At 69.7% G+C, this 18,753-nt stretch carries 18 protein-coding genes; 12 read left to right on the top strand and 6 right to left on the bottom strand.

Annotated elements, in window-relative coordinates:
* Positions 1 to 39 precede the first annotated feature (39 nt).
* The 3 genes from ABD160_RS22345 to ABD160_RS22335 form a co-directional block, all read right to left on the bottom strand.
* Entirely contained in the window at positions 40 to 1,002 is a 963-nt protein-coding gene (locus ABD160_RS22345; protein ID WP_344025591.1) for an FtsK/SpoIIIE domain-containing protein, read from the bottom strand.
* Positions 995 to 1,801, bottom strand: coding sequence for a hypothetical protein (locus ABD160_RS22340; RefSeq protein ID WP_344025589.1), 807 nt, complete (start codon positions 1,799 to 1,801; stop codon positions 995 to 997). The genes ABD160_RS22345 and ABD160_RS22340 overlap by 8 nt, the downstream gene beginning before the upstream one ends.
* A gap of 132 nt (positions 1,802 to 1,933) precedes the next feature.
* Positions 1,934 to 2,257: a hypothetical protein gene (locus tag ABD160_RS22335; RefSeq protein ID WP_344025587.1), complete on the bottom strand. Its 324-nt coding sequence runs from the start codon at positions 2,255 to 2,257 to the stop codon at positions 1,934 to 1,936.
* Positions 2,258 to 2,443: 186 nt separating this feature from the next.
* On the opposite strand from ABD160_RS22335, the gene ABD160_RS22330 reads away from it, so the two are divergent.
* The 3 genes from ABD160_RS22330 to ABD160_RS22320 all read left to right on the top strand — a co-directional run bounded on the left by ABD160_RS22330 (position 2,444) and on the right by ABD160_RS22320 (position 5,086).
* Positions 2,444 to 3,331, top strand: a complete 888-nt coding sequence (locus ABD160_RS22330) for a DUF5919 domain-containing protein (RefSeq protein WP_344025585.1) — start codon at positions 2,444 to 2,446, stop codon at positions 3,329 to 3,331.
* Positions 3,328 to 4,107: an inositol monophosphatase family protein gene (locus ABD160_RS22325; RefSeq protein ID WP_344025583.1), complete on the top strand. Its 780-nt coding sequence runs from the start codon at positions 3,328 to 3,330 to the stop codon at positions 4,105 to 4,107. Before ABD160_RS22330 ends, ABD160_RS22325 begins: the two co-directional genes overlap by 4 nt.
* 640 nt (positions 4,108 to 4,747) lie before the next feature.
* The gene (locus ABD160_RS22320; protein ID WP_344025581.1) at positions 4,748 to 5,086 is read left to right on the top strand and encodes a hypothetical protein; all 339 of its coding nucleotides are present in this window, start codon (positions 4,748 to 4,750) and stop codon (positions 5,084 to 5,086) included.
* Here ABD160_RS22320 and ABD160_RS33365 read toward each other — a convergent pair.
* The 3 genes from ABD160_RS33365 to ABD160_RS22310 all read right to left on the bottom strand — a co-directional run bounded on the left by ABD160_RS33365 (position 5,079) and on the right by ABD160_RS22310 (position 8,698).
* Positions 5,079 to 5,660 (bottom strand): Cap15 family cyclic dinucleotide receptor domain-containing protein, encoded by a 582-nt coding sequence (locus ABD160_RS33365; protein ID WP_425563646.1) that lies wholly within the window; start codon positions 5,658 to 5,660, stop codon positions 5,079 to 5,081. The two genes, ABD160_RS22320 and ABD160_RS33365, sit on opposite strands and share 8 nt — an antisense overlap.
* A gap of 241 nt (positions 5,661 to 5,901) precedes the next feature.
* A complete protein-coding gene (locus ABD160_RS22315; RefSeq protein ID WP_344025579.1) occupies positions 5,902 to 6,825 on the bottom strand; it encodes a nucleotidyltransferase domain-containing protein in 924 nt (307 codons plus the stop codon).
* A gap of 1,420 nt (positions 6,826 to 8,245) precedes the next feature.
* Positions 8,246 to 8,698, bottom strand: a complete 453-nt coding sequence (locus ABD160_RS22310) for a hypothetical protein (RefSeq protein WP_344025577.1) — start codon at positions 8,696 to 8,698, stop codon at positions 8,246 to 8,248.
* Between the two features lie 258 nt (positions 8,699 to 8,956).
* Here ABD160_RS22310 and ABD160_RS22305 point away from each other — a divergent pair, with 258 nt between their 5' ends.
* From ABD160_RS22305 to ABD160_RS22265, 9 genes are all read left to right on the top strand, one after another.
* Entirely contained in the window at positions 8,957 to 9,496 is a 540-nt protein-coding gene (locus tag ABD160_RS22305) for a pyridoxamine 5'-phosphate oxidase family protein (protein ID WP_344025575.1), read from the top strand.
* 352 nt (positions 9,497 to 9,848) lie between these two features.
* On the top strand, positions 9,849 to 11,054 hold the full coding sequence (locus tag ABD160_RS22300; protein ID WP_344025573.1) for a thiolase C-terminal domain-containing protein: 1,206 nt from the start codon (positions 9,849 to 9,851) through the stop codon (positions 11,052 to 11,054).
* A 5-nt stretch (positions 11,055 to 11,059) separates the two neighbouring features.
* Positions 11,060 to 11,479, top strand: a complete 420-nt coding sequence (locus ABD160_RS22295) for a Zn-ribbon domain-containing OB-fold protein (RefSeq protein ID WP_344025609.1) — start codon at positions 11,060 to 11,062, stop codon at positions 11,477 to 11,479.
* Positions 11,476 to 12,609: an LLM class flavin-dependent oxidoreductase gene (locus ABD160_RS22290; RefSeq protein WP_344025571.1), complete on the top strand. Its 1,134-nt coding sequence runs from the start codon at positions 11,476 to 11,478 to the stop codon at positions 12,607 to 12,609. The genes ABD160_RS22295 and ABD160_RS22290 overlap by 4 nt, the downstream gene beginning before the upstream one ends.
* Positions 12,610 to 12,636: 27 nt before the next feature.
* A complete protein-coding gene (locus ABD160_RS22285) occupies positions 12,637 to 13,107 on the top strand; it encodes a VOC family protein (protein WP_344025569.1) in 471 nt (156 codons plus the stop codon).
* Entirely contained in the window at positions 13,104 to 14,597 is a 1,494-nt protein-coding gene (locus tag ABD160_RS22280) for a class I adenylate-forming enzyme family protein (RefSeq protein ID WP_344025567.1), read from the top strand. The genes ABD160_RS22285 and ABD160_RS22280 overlap by 4 nt, the downstream gene beginning before the upstream one ends.
* Positions 14,597 to 15,586 (top strand): LLM class flavin-dependent oxidoreductase, encoded by a 990-nt coding sequence (locus ABD160_RS22275; RefSeq protein WP_344025565.1) that lies wholly within the window; start codon positions 14,597 to 14,599, stop codon positions 15,584 to 15,586. The genes ABD160_RS22280 and ABD160_RS22275 overlap by 1 nt, the downstream gene beginning before the upstream one ends.
* Positions 15,583 to 17,136, top strand: coding sequence for a GMC family oxidoreductase (locus tag ABD160_RS22270; RefSeq protein ID WP_344025562.1), 1,554 nt, complete (start codon positions 15,583 to 15,585; stop codon positions 17,134 to 17,136). The genes ABD160_RS22275 and ABD160_RS22270 overlap by 4 nt, the downstream gene beginning before the upstream one ends.
* On the top strand, positions 17,120 to 18,622 hold the full coding sequence (locus tag ABD160_RS22265; protein WP_344025560.1) for an aldehyde dehydrogenase family protein: 1,503 nt from the start codon (positions 17,120 to 17,122) through the stop codon (positions 18,620 to 18,622). Before ABD160_RS22270 ends, ABD160_RS22265 begins: the two co-directional genes overlap by 17 nt.
* Positions 18,623 to 18,753: the final 131 nt, after the last annotated feature.

Raw genomic sequence — 18,753 nt, 5'->3', positions numbered from 1 at the left:
CACGGACATCTGTGTACTCCTCAACTCAAGAGGATCTTGTTACACAGACCATCTGACAGGCTCGAGGTCCTGGCCGTGGGCGATCCCAGCTGCGAGCCGTCGCCGCGCGGCACGGTCGGCCAGGGCATAGACCTGCTCGTCGGACAGGTGTGCGGCCTTGATCCGGCGCGGAACACCACCCTCGGCGAGCAGGAACCCGATCCCCTTCGCCTCCGGCGCGACGCTCGCAGCGGTGTAGCCGCGCGAGGCCCAGCCGTGACCGAGCACGATGTCCGAGCTGGTGTCGGTGGTGCAGCGAAACGCCCACTTGTACCCGAACAGATCCCGCAGCGATGTGGGGATGATGTCGGCCGACGGCCGCTGGGTGGCGGCGATGACGATCACCCCCGCCGCACGCCCGCGGGCCACGAGGTCGCGGACCAGCACCGAGAACGCTTCCTGCTCACGCTTGGTGCCCACGGTGGCCGAGAAGTAGGCCAGCTCGTCGAGCACGACCACGATCGGCGCCACCCCGTCGGTGGGGGCGACCTTGCGGCGCCGTTGGTCGTCGAGCACGGCGTAGCGGGAGTCCATCTCCGACTGCAGGTCCAGCAGAGCCGAGATCGCGTCGGACAGGTCGTTGGCGACGAACCGTTCCGCGCAGCTCCGCCACAATCCGAGTTCGACGATCTTGCCGTCGAACAGCCACAGCCGGCAGTCCACCGACAGGGCGGCGTGGGCGACGATGTTGTTGAGCCCCACCGACTTCCCTGCGCCCGGCTCACCGGCCACGAGCATGTTGCGGTAGATCAGCGGGACCCGGATCGGGCGCCCGTCCTCTGCGGTACCGAGGTGGATCGGTCCCCAGATCGACGGCCCCGACGGCTCACGACGAGCCCGGCGGCGAGCAGCGGCATCCTGGGCCCAGCGGGCGGCGACCAGCAGCGGGCGGACCCAGCGATCCGGTTCCGGGCCCTCTGGCACCGGCAGCGGCATGGTGGCCGGGTTCGGGTGCTCAGACATAGTCCGACCAGTCCCCACCCCGGCCACCATCGGCCGGGCCGTCGATCGCCGGACGCGGCGCCGGCGGCAGCATCGGGCGGGCGGGCTCGCGACGCGGAGCGGGACCCACCGGGGCGGGCTCCGGGGCCGGCCAGCCGGGTTCGTGCGGGTCGCCTGCGGCGTAGCGGAACAGGTCCGAGCGGATCAGGTTCGGTTCCAGCGGATCACGCCGGATGATCTCGACCCGCACCACAGTGGTCAGCTTCGGCCACGCTGTCACCCGGACCTCGCGGGCAAAGCACGTCGAGGCCAGTTCCTCGGCCTGCTCGGCCACGGTGTGCGCCGCGATCCCGGCGCGCAGGATCACCCACACGACCTCGCCGACCCGGGTGGGTCGGGCCCACAAGGTGAGCGGGCAGGCGCGGGAGCGGGCGTTGAGGACCCGGCACTCCAACAGGCCCTGCCGGACCCGATGCCGGGTCAGCACCGCTTGGGCGCGGTGGAACAGGAACCGGCGCGTCCACGGCACCCCGATCAGCACCCCGGCGGCCGCCGCGAACACGAGGGCGCGGCCGGTCGGGTCCAGACCCGTCCCGGGGACCTCCACCGCTGCCCCGTCCGGGCCGGGGATGCGGTCGGGGCCCAGGGCGACCCAGGCGGTGAGCAGCACGGCCAGGACGAACAGTTCGGCGCGCAGCCGCAGCAGCAGCGCCAGGACCCGCACCACCGGGTTGCGGGGCGGCGCGGAGATGATCTCGAAGGAATCGACACGGGACCGGCCGACTCCGAACGAGCGGGACGACGACGCAGTACGAGCCATGACCAGGGCCCTTCCAGACACGAGCAGCGAACACCGACAGGAGCGAGTGCGACGAACGCCGGGGGCGCGGACACCCGGGGCTGCAGGGAAGTCAGCCCCGGATACCCGCACCCCCGACCACCGGGGAGCGGGTCAGGACGCCTTCGACGCCGGTGCGTGCGCGGGCTCGATCCGGTCCGCCTTGAACGCCACCCCCGCGCGCTGGCCCTGCTGCCACGGAATCGCGATCAGCCCGACCGGACGCACCTCCGCGCCCTGATCCACCTGCGGTGCACCCGGCGTCGTGATCGTCAGAATCTCCGCGCCCTCGGCGTCGACCTTGACCAGCTGCGTGGTGAACAACGGCGTCCCGGTCTGCCGGTCGGTGCGCTGCCGCCCGTCCATGTCGTTCTTCGGACGCGGCGCCGCACCGACGGTGTAGCGGGTGCCGCTGGTGTCCACCTTGATCGTTGCCATGACGGTCCTCCTGGGACTCAGCCGCTGATCACCCGAACCACTCGGGAGCGACTGAGACCAGGCTGACCTGGTGAAACGATCGTCTCTGTCGCGATCGTGAACCACTTCGACCCACGTTCTCCCAAATGAGTCTCATTTTTGTCTCATCAGGGTTAGACTGCTGGTCAGGGCCACGGAGGGGGACTGATGGCGACCACGGAGACGGTCCTGAAGAACCTGCTCAAGCAGCAGCACCTTCAGGAGCACCGGCAGTTCGTGCGGGCCTACGACAAGGCCGCGAGCACGATCGACAAGGAACTGATCGGAGGCGGGCCGAGCAAGGCCACCTTCTACCGGTGGCTCGGCGGGGTGATGACCCGGCTCCCGCACCCGGGGCACTGCCGCGTCCTGGAAGCGATGTTGCCCGGATGGACCGCCGACGAGCTGTTCGCCCCCTGGCACGAGGGGGTGCCGCTGCAACCTCGCCTTCGTCCGGCTGAGGCCGGCCCCCGGGCGGCCGCGCAACTCCCGCAGGTCATCGAGAGGCCCCACCGTCTGGCGGACCTGTCCGCGGTGTTCACCAGCCGCACCGAGTTCACCCACGAGCTCCCGCCCGCGGTCCTGTTCGACGGCGCGATGTCGGTCCGTTCGGCAGGGCTGTCGCTGAACATGCTCTGCCAGCAGTACGGCGACCGGGCCCTGGGGGCGCTGCTCGACGCAGGCTGCACGCTGCAGCTGATGTTCCTGCGACCCCGCGGCGCGGCGATCCAGGCCCGCGAGGCCGAGGAAGGACTCACCCCCGGGCACCTGTCGATGCTCACCGAGCTGAACATCGAGGTGACCGAGCGGCTCCGCCGGAAGCTGTCCCCGGACTCGGCCGAACGCCTTCACATCCGCACCTACGACGAGACGATCCGGTTCAACATCACCATCGTCGACGACCGGACCTGCGTCGTTCAGCCCTACCTGCCCGACGTGCGAGGATTGGACGCACCGACCTTCATCGCCGACCGGGCCTCCGACGGCGAGACCGGTTTGTACGGTATCTTTACAGGCGTGTTCGAATCGCTCTGGGAACGCGCGGAACCGCGATGACGACCGCCTCCGACCTCCTCGGAATCGGCCAGGCCGCCATGAAAATCGCACTCGACGTCATCGCGTCACGCGACCCCGGAAGGGTCACCCTCAAAAGTGACCGCGATATCGCCAGCGAGGTCGACTACGCCGTCGAGAATCAACTCCGCGAGTTCCTCGCGAACGAAACACCGCATATCGGATTCCTCGGCGAGGAAGAAGGAGAATCCGACGACCGGGAAACACTCTGGGTTCTCGACCCCGTCGACGGAACCGCGAACTTCGTCCGAGGACTGCCGCTCTACGCCGTGTCGCTCGCCCTGGTCGAGGACGGCCAACCGGTCGTCGGCCTGATCAGCCTGCCCGCCATCAGCCTGCACTACACCGCCACCCAGCACGGCGGAGCCCGCTGCAACGGCGAGACCATCCGATCCCGCCCCACCGCCTCCCTACAGGACGCGATGGTCTCCCTCGGCGATTACGCCGTCGGCGACGACGCCACCGAGAAGAACGTCGACCGCCTGGCCATCACGTCCCGACTCGCCGAACGCGTCGAGCGGATCCGCATGGTCGGATCTGCCGCCGCCGACCTGGCATGGGTCGCTCACGGAAAGCTCGACGCCACCGTCATCCTCGCCAACAAGCCATGGGACACCGCCGCGGGAAGCCTGCTCGTTCGCGAGGCCGGCGCCCTCGTCGTGGACCGGCACGGTGAACCGCATTCGCTGACATCGACTAGCACGGTCGCGCTCTCCCCGGAACTGTACGGCGACCTGCTCCCGTTGCTACACGACTAGCGAGCCGCAGCAGATCAGGCCGTACTGTCCGTGACCTGCCACTCCCAGCCGCCCTCCGCGACGGCCGGTGAACTGAAGACCAGCACCAGAACTGTGGGCGTCAGACCCTGCCGACGACACCGCCGGGCGTCCCGGGCGTCAACGAACCCCTACGTCTTCTAGCCGCGACACGGCGGTCTCCGTCCGGTGAGGACTTTCTCTACGTCTTCAAGCCGGCCCTGACGGGCCGGACGGGCGGCGTCGCAGCCGGCACGCCTACACCTTCGGCCCGGCGGCCGGCGCGCGCACGCCCGCCACGGAGTCAGGCCAGCCAAGAACGCCGAAGTCCCGACCGCCGACGAGCTGGACGACAGGGACAAGCCGACGCGGACGGACGGCTACGTGCAGGTCAAGTTCGCGCTCAGGGCCGCGCGGGCCATGAGATCGGATGGACCGCCTCCGGCGGGAGCCTGACGGCCCCTGGAGCTTCACATGGCCTCACTCAATATCAAGGGTGCTACGCATCGGCTGACGCCGACCGCCTCCGGCGGCCCTTGACATCGAGCCTCCGAGGCCACGAGGGCGCCTTCGCGCGGTGACGGGGGAACGCACCCGCCACCCGGGACGGGGCCGACAGGCCCCCACGATCGCGGAGGCCAGCATGATGCCCACCACGTCCGAAATGTTCGAGACCATGACCAACTGGCACCAATGGAACGGTGCCGATCGCCGGAGCCGCGAACTGGAAGCGGAAGAGTGCCATAGTCTCACCGACGAATATCGTCGGCTGCGAGACGAGCGCATTGTCGACCCGATGCACGTACTTGCCACCACCACCACCACCACCACCACCCGCGATCTCGTAGACGCTCTGACCACAGCTCGTTGGGGCCTTGTTAGAGAAGCTCGGCTGCGGGGTGCGAACTGGGAGGAAATCGCCTGCGTAGTCGATCAACGCATAGATCGTGTACGTGATACGTATGCTTCAATTGCTAGTTAGATCGGGAAACGGTCTCAGGCGATCGTCCACTTTGCTGTCGCCATTTAGGTGGCAGCCACGCGCGTAGCTTGGCTTTACGTGCCCGGCTTCGGTCTCTCGCCGTCTCTAATTCGGCCCGCTTTTCTTCGGCCTCATTGAAGGCGGCTACCGTGCCGTCGCGACCTATAAGCTGTAACTGAATGTCACCCTGCGTGTACCTATCAGTGAAGTAGGTTGCTGACATCTTCTCGGGGATTCTAGAACCAGGCCTAAGAGTGCACGTGCCGAGATGGCGAGAACTGCGGTGCTGATAGCGCTGCCGAGGCGAGTTGTCGTAAATAAAGGATACCCATTCGAGATCCTGACTATTCTCTTGTATCCAGAAGTGGGAGCGTGTAGTGCTATGGCTCTCCTTAGTGATTAATCTGGCGCTGAATCGCCAGTATGTCTGCGAAATTGCAAGATATGCTTCGATCGGGCCGCGGTTCCCTTCCGGTGGGATATGGCTCTCTGGTGTGGGCTCCAACGATGCATGCCAGAGTCCGTCGATTCGGGGGCGCCCTGTCAATCGGTGGATTAGTGGCCATCGCCACACCTGAACGTCCCAAGCTATGACAGCGAGCACTGCAACAGCCGGCAAGTAAGCAAGTCCTTTGCGGAGGTCGGTTCCGAGGCGAATCCCGCTCCAGTAGAGCGCGAGCGTATACGCGACACTGACGAATGTAGCCGCTATTCGGACAGCTCTATCTGGTCTGCCCACTACTGACCTCCACTTTCTCAGAGTCTAGGAGGGTTCGAGTACGCTCGCGACTTCTCCATAACGCCCTGGTCGGCGACTACTCGAATCCGATATAATCCCACGCGGCATCCGCGAGTTGATGGGCTTGCCGAAAGTTCCATCCCTGGCTCGGCCGAAATAGCCATTTTCTTTCATTCACCTCCGTCCATTCGTTACATTGCGTGGCGGACATTGTCTCGTTGAATATATACGCAAGCACTGAACGCATGTCGGCAACGTACGTCGTATGATTGAATCGGTCGTTTGGAACATTGTAAACTAGACATTCGATAAAGAATGACGGCAGATCGTCAATCAATCCGCGGTCGACCAGAGTATTTTCTAGTCGCTTCAGGGCTCGAACCATTCTCTTATATCGCTTCGCCGTCAAACTGTTCTTCAAGTTTCCTTGGCTTTTCTGCTGGACAGGCCAATTATCTATATGCCCCCCGGAGTCGCGGTATACTCGTGTCCCCTGGTGGTAAACCGGATTACCGGCGAAGTCCGCGTTGTAATTATAGTGATACTCATAGCAAGGCACCACGTCTGCAGGGAGCGTTGTCTTCTTCTCGCGCACGCGCATAGCCATATTGCCGCGAGTTACGGCAGAACTCCCGTAGTACGCTACGAGGGCCGCTTCTACGTCTGCTTTAAACTGTTGATGTGTGTACCCACCCTTGTAGGCCGGAATTCGACTCTCGACTAGAGCCAACTTCTGTTCGATATTGGCAGGCGCTCCCTGACTATCGTAATAATAGAACTCATTGCACTCGATTGCGATGTCAACGTCGTAGTCGAGCCGCACGTTAGTATTATTTGCGTAAGACCCTTTAGCGTACACTTTATAGCTGATATTCTTAAGTGCATCCGATGCGCTTAGGGCGGCGCGAATCTCCTTCTCAGTCCTGTCGCGCTTCGACTCTTCGTTGTCGCTGGGTCGCTTCACCCAGGATCGGAGGATGGACTCCCAGTCGGTCGGCATGGCGCAAGCGTACGTGCGGCCACCGACAGTTATTACGTCGACGTGGATTGACCTGCGGAAACAGTCTGTGACGGCGGTGCTGCCCGCCCGCGAGAGCCTTGGGGACGGTAGGATCGTGTTGATCATCTTAGTCGACGTCAGGGCCCTCTCGAAGGGAGAGACGAGTCGCGCCCGGTCGTCTGCCGCCCGTGTAGCAGCCAGGTAACGTCGACTGACGGCCACGCGATCGACTGATCGTGACCAAAGAGATGTGGCGAGCCGACTACCAGGACTCCATTGGCGCCGGGGCGCGAACGGCGATCTTCCGCATGAACGCAACAATCGGTGAGGACGGCGGGAGGAACAGCTCGGGTCGCCCACTGTGGGTCCGGATCCAGGACACCGCCGACGCGCGCGACCTCGGAAAGAAGCTGCTCGACTGGGCGGACTCTCGTGACCTCCTTCTCGCTCGCCTGCCTGCCAGCCACTGCTCGGCATGTGATCGAGACGTATGGCTCGATGAAGGCTTGTGGCGGGATGCTTTTGGGAACGATGTCTGTCGCCAGGGCGACGGATACACACCTCATAGGCTGCCCCCGGGGGCGCCGAAGGAGACCGCCAAGCGACCGCGGTTGTACTGACGAGCGGGTCCCTGCTCATGATCGAAGGCAGCATTTCGGCAGCAGGTGCGCCAGCGAGCCGCGGTCTGAGCCGCTACGAGCCGTCACGCCTCTGCTGGTTACAGGTCTGTTGCCGGGAGCAACCGGCACCGCCTGACACGTCGGGACAGCTTTCACACCGAAGAGGTCACTGGTTCGATCCCAATATCGCCCACAGTCAAAACCTCCGGTCACAGGCTCAGGTAGCCGGATGTAACCAGGCGTTTCGTCGTTTCGGGTGTGCTGCGTGTCGAACTGCCTGACTATCGCTGTTCCTCTTGGAGGAGGTCGTTCATCGCGGTGGCGCCCTCGTCGATGACGGGCCGGATCTGCTTGCGGTCGACGAGTTCGGTGACCGAGATGCCGCTCGCGTGGCCGACGAGCCTGGTCGACCGGCACGCCGCTGTCGGACAGCAGGGACCCGAAGCTGTGCCGTAGCTCGCGCGGCCTCCACCCAGCTGCGTCGATACCGGACCCGGTGAGGCCGCGGCGGACGTTGGCCGCGTCGAGGCCGGTCCCCGTCTCGGAGCTCCTGCATCGTTTGCAGGACCCAGCGCTCGGACAGTGTCGGCACTGCGGACGTTGCGGCCAGCTGGTGGCGCTGGGCCGATCGCCTCCCGCTGGGTCCGGTAGACAGGGAAGGAGCGACGCAGGTACCAGCACGCGGCGACGGCCTGCACGCAGCAATCCGGAGTGGACCGAAGCCTCGTCGGTGGCCGGATGACAGCCTGCAGTGACCGAGGTCGGACTGCCGGAAGCATTGCTGCTCGCACAGGTCGTGCTCAGTCGAGCCCGCGCGCGTGGCGGATCGCCTTGTGGACCTCGTCGACGTCGATCTCCAGGCTCGGGTCTGCAGCCTGGATCTCGCCGAGCTCCCACATGGCGTCGTCGACCGTGGGGTGACGAGCCATTCTGACGAGTTCGCCGTGCACGTACTCGCTGACGGCGGCATGGGAGGCGGCTGCCCGACGGCAGAGCGTGGTCCAGACGTCGGCCGGCAGCCGGTAGGTGTCGGCGAGCACCACCGCGTCCGCGTCGATCTCGGGCTCGAGGGCGTGCGGGCGGGTCTCCTCCATGATCTGTACGACCTGGTCGACGGGATCGTGGTTCCGCGCCAGCGTGATCAGCTCATGACGCACGTGCTCGGCGACCGACGGTGCACCGGAGCGCCGGGCTCGGCGGCTCAGGAACTCGGACGTCGCGGGCGGAAGATCCTCGACCAGTACGGAGACCATGTCGCGACGGTAGAACTGTCGTGGGTCCGCGGCGACGTTTCCGCGCGGAACGTGCCCCCGCCCTCGCCGGGCGGTCGGGTGTCCGGAACGGCGCGGGCCGGAGCCGGGGGAGCAGGGCGGCAGCCCGCCCCGGCCGGTCCCGGAGGGCGGCCGGACCCGCAGGGTGGGACGTGCCGTGCGAGCATCGAGGGCAGCGCCCCGAGGACAACCCGGCTGCGCCGGACCGGTGTTGTCGGTGGCCTCTGCTTACCTGACCGCATGTTCGAGACGCCCGACGAGCTCCACGATCTCCAGGTCCTCCTCGACACCTCGTTGGCCGGCTCCAGCAGCCACCTCAGGTCGATCGTCCGGCAGGGCGAGCGGACCCTGGACGCCGAGCAGGTCGTCCGGGTCTGCCGCGGCATGTGCACCCTGGCCATCGCCACGGTCACCCGCCGGGGCGAGCCCCGGATCAGCGGCGCCGACGGGCACCTCCTGCACGGCCGCTGGGTCGTCGGCACGCACCGCCGGGCGGCGAAAGCCCGTCATCTCGCGGCGCGGCCGGGCATCAGCGCGACCTTCATGCGCGGCGAGGAGCTCGGCATCTTCACGCACGGGCACGCCGTCGCGCTGAACCCCGACGGCGCGGACGACGACCCGGCCTGGCCGGCGGTCCGCGACCACCTCGTCGACCACTACGAGGACGACGGAGAGGGGCCGTTCTGGGAGGAGAGCATCTGGTACCGCATCGAACCCAGCTGGATGATCGCCTACAGCGTCGACCCCGCCGGCCTGTTCGACCGGCAAGCACAGGTCTGACACGAGGTCGCGGCCCCGGAGCGGCGGGCGGGAGCCCTTGGCCCGGGGCGACCCGGAGCGGACGCGCCGGGAGGGGAGGCGCGCGGCGTCTGCGTATCCACTGGGGCTACGTCTCAGCGGTAGGCCTGTGAAATCCTGACACCTCCGCCGCGGGCCGGCCCGCCCCGGGGTCGATCCCGTGCGATGCTCCCACCGAGATTTCCTCGTCCTAACCGCACATGCACCCCGACGCGCAACGGCCACGAGCCGCCCCAGCAGCACTGCGAGAACCTTGCAGAACTTTGACAAGTCATCGGAGTTTCAGTAAGGTCTGCCACCATGAGAGCAGCCTTCGAGACCCCGGTCGGCTCACATGAGTGAGCTCCGTGGGAGTGCCGCCATCGTCGGCGCGTACGAGCACCCGCTCCGGGTCGCCCCGGAGAAGTCGGAGTGGCTGATGCAGGCCGAGTCCGTCATCGGTGCGATGGCCGACGCGGGCCTCGAACGGTCCGACGTCGACGCCTTCTTCACCGTCGCCACCTCGCCCGAGGCCGGCTACCTGCGCGAGTCGGCCGCGTCGATGATGTGCGACTACCTGAACCTGCGGCCGCGGTTCGTCGACGAGACCGACATCGGCGGCGCGGCGTTCGGGCTGTTCCTCAACCGCGCGGTGATGGCGATCCAGGCCGGGGTGATCGAGACGGCCGTCATCAGCTACGGCGCGTGCACCCGGTCGCAGGCGGTGAAGGTCGGCACGCGCAACTTCGGCGACCTGATCGGCCGGCCGACGATGCCGTTCCCGGACGCGTTCATGGAGCCCTACGGCACCACGATCATCGGCTACATCGGCATGCTGATGCAGCGCCAGATGTTCGAGTACGGCCTCACGCCGGAGCAGTCCGCCGCCGTGGCCGTCACCGCGCGCCAGTACGCGGCGCTGAACCCGGACGCCTTCGCGCGCCGCCCGATCACGGTCGACGAGGTGCTCTCCTCACCGGTGATCGCCTCGCCGGTGCACCGGCTGGAGTGCTGCGTCATCACCGACGGCGGCGGCGCGATCGTGCTCACCACACCGGACCGGGCGACGAAGCTGCGCAAGGAACCGGTCTGGGTGCTCGGCTTCGGCGAGGCCGTCGCGAACTCCTCGGGCGGCTACGCCGACTGGAACCGGGACTTCGCCGGGATCACCCGCGAGTCCGCCGACCGGGCCTACGCGATGGCCGGGATCCGGCCGTCCGACGTCGACGTGGCGCAGGTCTACGACGCCTTCACCATCGCCACCATCCTCGGCCTGGAGGGGCTCGGCCTCTGCGCGCCCGGCGAGGCGGGGGCCTTCGTGGAGGCGGGCGGCATCGCCCCCGGCGGGCCGCTGCCGGTGAACACCGACGGCGGCGGCCTCTGCTCCAACCACCCCGGCCGGCGCGGCCTGTTCCTGCTGATCGAGGCGGTCCGCCAGCTGCGCGGCGAGGCACCCGGCTACCAGGTCGCCGATCCCGAGTTCGCCCTCGTGTACGGCACCGGCTCGGCCTACATGGGCGTGCAGGGCTCGGCCGTCGCCATCCTGTCGAAGGACCGGTGAGCGCCATGTCGTGGGAACGCCCGCTGCCCACCCACACGCCCGAGACGAGGCCGTTCTGGGACGCGGCCGACGCCGGCCGCTTCGTCGTCCAGCAGTGCCGCTCCTGCCAGGAGTTCCAGTTCCCGTACCGCGGCTTCTGCTGTCACTGCTGGTCGACCGAGCTCGACGAGCGCGAGGCGACCACCGGCACCGTCTTCACGCACAGCACGATCCACCGCAACGACACCGAGGGCTTCGAGAAGATCGTGCCCTATGTCGCCGCGATGGTGCAGCTGGGCGACGAACGGGGCGGCCTGATCGTGCAGAGCAACATCGTCGGCTGCGAGCCCGACTCCGTCCACATCGGCCTGCCGGTCCGGGTGGTCTTCGAGCCGACCGTCGACGGCCACCAGATCCCGATGTTCACCCCCCGGGAGACCTCATGAGCGAGCCAACCACCCGCACCGTCGCCGTCGGCATCGGTGGCCCGATGGGCCCACCCGCGTCGATGCTCACCGCGCGCCCGCAGGCCGCCGAGAAGGCGGGCTACGCGTCGATGTGGTGGGGGGACCACTACATGGGCTGGGTCCCGCGGTCGATCTGGACCCCGGACATCAGCGCGGTCGCGCGCCCCGGGACGAACCCGGACACCTTCTTCGACCCGGTCGCCGCGATGGCCGTCGCCGGTTCGGTGACCTCGACCATCTCGATCGGCATCACGACCGAGTCGATCCGGCGCCATCCGGTCGCGCTGGCCCAGCAGTTCCTCACCCTGCAGCACATCGCCGGCGGTCGCACGATCCTCGGCATCGGGGGCGGCGAGGGGGAGAACATCCTTCCCTTCGGTCTCCCGTTCGACCGGCCGGTCGGCCGGATGGAGGAGTCGATCCGGGTCATCCGCGCCCTCTGGGGCAGCGACGGGCCGGTCGCCTTCGAGGGCGAGCACTTCCGGTTCGACGACGCCGTGTTCGGTCTGCCCGCCCCGGAGTCCGGCTTCCCCGAGCTGTGGCTGTGCGGCACCGGCCCGCGCATGTGCCGGGTGGCCGGCGAGCTCGGCGACGGCTGGCTGCCGGCGATGATCACAGCGGAGGACTACGCCGACCGGGTCGGCCGGATCGACACGGCCCGGGCCCGCGCCGGCCGGGAGCAGGACCCCTTCACGTTCGGGCTGTTCGGCTTCACCGCCGTCGCCCCCGACGTCGACGCGGCGCAACCGCTGCTGGACCACCCCTTCGTCAAGGGCATGTGCCTGACGCTGCCCGCCGCGGCCTACGAACGGCACGGCGCGGCCCATCCGCTCGGCGCGTCCGCCGTCGGGATCACCGAGTACATCCCGGGCCGGTACGGCCGGGACGAGATCCTCAAGATGATCGACTCGATCCCGCCGGAGGTGGTGCGGGAGCACGTCCTGCACGGCTCCCCGGACGACATCACCCGCCAGCTCGAGCCCTACGTGCGGGCCGGCCTCGAGCACGTCGTGCTGCTCAACGTGACACCGCTGGCCGACCTCTCCCTCGCCCGGGAGTCCTTCGCACTGACCGACGCCATGGCGCCGGGCCTGACCTACCAGCTCTGACCGGAACCGAACCGAGGAGAACGACCAGTGAGTGACGAGAGCGTGTTCCTGGGTGTGCAGGAGCTCGGCCTGGCGGTCGAGGACCTGGACGCCGCGATCGCCAAGTTCGAGGCCGTCTTCGGGACGAAGGCCTGCCCGGTGATCGAGGCCCCCGACCCGGGGATCGAGATGAAGTTCGCCTACGTGCACGTCGGCGACCAGCGGATCAACCTCATGCAGGACATGGTCGACGGGACCGGGCCGATCGGCCGGGCCGTGAAGCGCCGCGGCGAGGGGTACTTCAACTCGATCATCCAGGTGAGCGACCTCGACGCCACCATCGAGCGGCTCCGCGCGGCCGGCGTCGGCCTGGTGGAGGACGAGCCGCGGCTGTTCGAGAACGGCGAGTACGCCGGCCGCCGCTACCTCACCAACCGGGTCGTGTGGACGAACCCGCGCACCTTCCACGGCATGCTCGTGGAGTTCCAGGAGTTCGTCTGGGCGTCGGACGAGCAGTGAGACGGACGCCCGACGACGTCCGCGAGGTCCGTTCGCACGAGCGGGTCGCGCACTGGGCGGCAGCGGACCCCGACCGGCCCGCCCTGGGCTACGCCGGCCGGTGGATGACCTATGCGGAGTGGCACGAGCGGTCCCGACGGCGCGCCGGGTCGCTGCGCGGCGACGTCTCGCCGGTCGCGCTGCTCTACGACGTCGCGGACGTGACCGAGTTCGCGGTGAGCTACGTCGCCGCGCACGCCGCCGGGCGTCCCGCGCTCGTGCTGAACCCGAAGGTGCCCGCGCACGACCTGCGCCGGCAGATCGACTTCGCCGGGGCGGGCACCGTCCTGGGCAGCGCCGGCCGGACCGTCCGGCCGGCCGCCGCACCGCGCGGGGAGCCGCTGCTCGACCGGTGGGGGCACCCGATGGCCGAGATCTCGTTCTCCTCCGGTACGACCGGCGAGCCGAAGGGGATCCTGCTCAGCCACTGGGCGCTGGCCTGGGCCGCCGTCATGGCGACCCAGCTGGCGTTCGCCGGGCGGGTGTCGTTCGACCAGCCCGGCGAGCCGATCGGCGGGCACGACACGATCGTCTCGGCGTTCCCGGCGGGCAGCGCCGCCACCACCAACGGTCTGCTCAACGTCGGCCTGGACGCCGGGGCACGGATGCACGTGCTCCCGAAGTTCGACGCCGCCACGTTCGGCGAGTTCATGCGCAGCGTGCAGGGCACCGTGTTCTACGGCGCACCGGCGCATCTCGCGCTGTGGCGCCAGGCCGAGCCGGACGCCGTGCCCTCCGCCCGCACCTACGTGGTGATCGGCCAGTCGCCCGCCGGCGTGGACGTGGACTGGTTCCTCGCCCGCCCCGGCGGCGCCCGGCTGGTCAACGCCTACGCGCTGACCGAGACGTGTGCCGGGATGACGGTCGCGATCGACTCCGACGCGCACGGCGCCGGCCGGCCGCTCGACGGGGTCGAGATCCGGCTGGTCGACGCGGACGGCCGGGACGTCGAACGCGAGGGCGAGCTGGTCATGCGGTCCTTCGGGATGATGGAGGGCTATCTCGACCGGCCCGATCTCACCGCCGAGCGGGTCCGCGACGGCTGGGTCCACACCGGCGACGTCGTGGAACGGCGGGGGGACGCCTACGTCATCCGCGGCCGGGTCGGTGACCGGATCAACCGGGGCGGCTACAAGTTCGACCCTTTCGACGTCGAGGACGTCGCGGCCCGGGTCCCGGGGGTGACCGGCGCGGTCGCCTGTGCGATCCCGCATCCGGTGCTCGGCGAGGACGTCGGACTCGCCGTCGAGGTCGTCGCCGGGCACGACCCGGAGGCGGTACGGGAGGCGGTGGCGACGGCGCTCGGCGCGGCGCTGCCGTCGTTCAAGATCCCCCGCGACGTCCGGGTGGTCGCGAAGATCCCGCGTGGCGGCCTGGACAAGCCGTCGCGGACGGCCGTCGCCGCGTGGTTCACCGAAGACGATGCCGACGAGGTCAAGGAGAAGGTCTGATGCTGCGACGCGGGATCTGGTTCGCGGGCGACGTCCCCACCGACAGGATGACCGAGCTCGCCCGCAAGGCCGAGCAGGCGGGCCTGGACTCGGTCTGGATGGCCGACGGCTACTACGCCCGCGATCCGCTGGTGTCGCTGGCCGCGGTCGCCACCGCCACCGAGCGGGTGATGCTGGGGACGTCGGTGCTCAACCCCTACACCCGGCATCCGGCGGCGCTCGCGATGGCGTTCGCGACATTGGACGAGCTGAGCGCCGGCCGCGCCGTCATCGGGATCGGCTCCGGCGCCCAGCACCAGGTCGCCGACCAGATGGGCTACGACGGCTCCCGTCCGCTCACCGCCGTCCGCGAGGCGATCGACGTGTTGGAACAGCTGGCGGCCGGCAAGGAAGTCCGGTACGAGGGCAAGGTGGTGACCGCGCGCGGCGCCCGCCTGGTGATCCGCGGCGCCCGCCCGCTCCCGATCTACGTGGGGGCCGTCGGCCCGAAGATGCTCCAGCTCGCGGGACGGCGCGGCGCGGGCGCGTTCGTGCCGCAGACCTCGCCGGAGTTCGTCCGGCAGGCGGTGCAGGACGTGGCGGCCGGCGCCGTCGAGGCCGGCCGCGATCCGGCCGACGTCGACATCGCCGCGATGGTCCTGCTCGCCGTCGCCGACGACGAACAGGCCGCGCAGCGGATCGTCGGGCCGCTGCTCGGCGTGCTCATGCTGGCCCCGGAGGCGGAACGGATCCTGGCGGGCAACGGGCTCGATCCGGGGCTCGCCGACCGGCTGCGTGCCGCGTTCGCCTCCGGCGGGGTGCGCGAGGTGGCCGCGGCGGTCACCCCGGAGATGATCGACACGCTCAGCATCGCCGGCCCGCCGGAGCTGTGCCGGGCGAAGCTGCAGGCGCTGGTCGACGCCGGCGTGACCCATCCGGTCGTGTCCATGCTGGGGCGCTCGTCCGAGGCCGCGTTCGAGGTGCTGAACGCGATCGACGACCCGAGATGACCGGCGCACCGGCCGACCACCACGACTACGTGGTGGTCGGCGGCGGCACGGCCGGGTGCGTCCTGGCGGCCCGGCTCACCGAGGACCCGCGGACGTCGGTGCTGCTGATCGAGGCGGGCGGCGACGAGCGGCGGCCCGACGTGGAGTCGCCGGAGCAGTGGCCCGCGCTGCTCGGCAGCGACGCCGACTGGGGCTTCGAGACCGTCCGTCAGCCGGGCACCGGGCGGACCTGCCTGGCGGCCCGCGGCAGGGTGCTCGGCGGCTCCGGCTCGATCAACAACATGGTGCACCTGCGCGGTCACGCCGCCGACTTCGACGGGTGGGCCGAGGATGGCGCGCACGGCTGGGAGCACGCGCGGGTGCTCCCGTACTTCCGGCGCTCCGAGGACGTCCCGGACGGCGATCCCCGCTACCGCGGCCGGGGCGGCCCGCTGCACCCGCGCCCGTCCGGCACCTCCGATCCGGTCGGCCTGCGCTTCGCCGAGGGCGCCCGCCGGGCCGGGCACGAGCAGGTGGCGGACCTCAACGGCGCCGCCATGCTGGGCGTCGGGTTCCCGGACGCGCTGATCGTCCGGGACCGGCGGGAGAGCACCGCCTCGGCGTACCTGCGCCCGGCGATGGACCGGCCGAACCTGACCGTCCGGCAGCACGCCGCGGTCCGCAGGCTGCGGATCGACGGCGGCCGCTGCACCGGGGTGGAGTACCACCGGGACGGCACCCGGCAGCTGGCGACGGCGGCCTCGGAGGTCGTGCTCTGCGCGGGCGCCGTCGGCTCGCCGCACCTGCTGTTGCTCTCCGGTGTCGGGCCCGCCGACGAGCTGTCCGCGCTCGGGATCGAGCCGGCCGTGCACGCCCCCGAGGTGGGGCACAACCTGCAGGACCATCCGCTGCTGGCGGGCATCCGGTACCGGGCCGAACGGCCGCTGCCGCCGGAGTACCTGCGGCCCGCCGCGACGCTGCTCGCCCGCAGCGACCCGGACTCGGCCGCCCCCGACCTGCACGTCACCGCCGCCGGCATGGACTTCCACTACGAGTGGCAGGAACCGTTCCCGAACAGCATCACCTTCGCCGTCGGCCTGATGCGGACGCGCAGCCGCGGGACGGTACGGCTGGGATCGGCCGACCCGGACCGGCCACCGGTCATCGACCCCCGCTATCTCAGCGACCCCGCCGACGTCGCCGTCCTGGCCGCCGGGATCGGGCTGGTCGAGGAGATCGTCGCGACCGGGGTGTTCGACGAATGGGGCGGCCGCTCGGAGAGCACCGCGCTGCTCCGGCTGGGGCGCGACGGGCTCGAACGCGCCGTCCGGGACGCGACGGGCAGCTACTTCCACCTCGCCGGCACCTGCCGGATGGGCTCGGACACCGGCGCCGTGGTGGACCCGCAGCTGCGGGTGGCGGGCGTGCACGGATTGCGCGTCGCGGATGCCTCGGTGATGCCGACGCTGGTGTCCTGCAACCCGAACGCGGCGACGGTGATGATCGCGGAGAAGGCAGCCGATCTGCTGCGTGGACGGGAGACGGGTGGGGACGATGACATCGACACGTGACGGGGCCGGGACGCTCGCCGGGGTGCAGCCGTCGCTGCGGGCGTGGCTCGAGGTGAGCCGGCCGATGCTCATCGGCGGCGTGCCGGTCGGTGACGCACCGCCGCTCGCCGTCGAGGACCCGTCGACCGGACTGCGGATCGCCGAGGTCGCGATCGCCGGAGCCGAGCACGTCGACCGCGCGGTGTCCAGCGCCAGGGCGGCGTTCGAGGCCGACGACTGGCGCTGGCTCGCGGCGTCCGACCGCGGCCGGCTGATCCGTGCGGCGGCGGCCGTGGTCGACCGGCACTCCGACGAGCTCGCGCAGCTCGACGCGATCGACGCCGGCATCCCGATCGGGCTCTCCCGGGAGCTGATCGCCGCGGGGGTCGGGTCGCTCGAGTACGCGGCGGGCACCGCGGCGCGGATCAGCGGTGACGCGCTCGCCCCGTCCGGCCTGCCGGGCGACCGGTTCGGGGCCCGGGTCCTGCGCGAGCCGCTGGGCGTGGTCGCGATGATCCTGCCCTGGAACTCGCCGGCCGCGATGCTGCTCGACAAGATCGGGAACGTGCTCGCGACCGGGAACACGGCGGTGGTCAAGCCCGCCGAGCAGACCCCGCTGGGGGCGTTGCGCGTCGCCGAGCTGTTCGCCGGGGCCGGACTGCCGCCGGGCGTGCTCAACGTCGTCCCGGGCCTGGGCTCGGTCGCCGGGGCGGCACTCGTCGAGCATCCCGGGGTGGACGCGATCTCGTTCACCGGGTCGACGGTGACCGGGAAGCGGATCGCCGCCGCCGCGGCGGCCAACCTGACCCCGGTCTCGCTGGAGCTCGGCGGCAAGTCGCCGGCGCTGGTGTTCCCCGACGCGGACCTCGACGCCGCGGTGGAGACGGTGGCGGGCAACGCGTTCCTCCTCTCCGGACAGTTCTGCACCGCGCCGAGCAGGGTGTTCGTGCACCGGCAGGTGTTCGACGAGGTGCTGGCCGGGCTGTGCGCCGTGGCCGGCGCCCTCGTGGTCGGGCCGCCGCTGGACCCCTCGACGACGACCGGCCCGCTGATCTCCGGTGCCCAGCGCGAACGCGTGCTGGGCCTGGTCGGGTCCGGCCTGCTGGCCGGCGCGCGGGCGGCCTGCGGGGGCGACGCGGTCGACGGCCCCGGCCACTACGTGGCGCCGACCGTGCTGACCGGGACCACCCGCGAGATGGCCGTCGAGCGCGAGGAGGTGTTCGGCCCGGTCCTGTCGGTGACCCCGTTCGACGGGATCGACGAGGCGGTCCGGCTCGCGAACGACACGCCGTACGGGCTGGCCGCGGGCGTGTTCACCGGGGGCCTGGCGACCGCGGAACGGATGACCAGGGACCTGCAGGCCGGGAACGTGTGGATCAACTGCTACAACGCCTTCGACCCGGCACTGCCGTTCGGCGGCTACAAGCAGTCCGGCCGCGCCCGGGAGAGCGGGACCGCGGCGATCGACCGGTACACGCAGACGAAGACGGTCGTCACCGCGACCTGACCGCGGTCCGCCGGGTCCCCCTGCCGGAGTGCGCCAAGACGGCGGATCTCCAGCAGAGTTCGGTGCCGATCGGGGCGCCGGGGGACGAACCCGGCGGATGCGCCGCCGGCCGGCGTGGTGCGCACCGCGCC

It is taken from the genome of Pseudonocardia kongjuensis, from assembly GCF_039526905.1.
Taxonomy (GTDB): Bacteria; Actinomycetota; Actinomycetes; order Mycobacteriales; family Pseudonocardiaceae; genus Pseudonocardia; species Pseudonocardia kongjuensis.
This window is presented reverse-complemented; position numbering and strand designations above follow the sequence as displayed.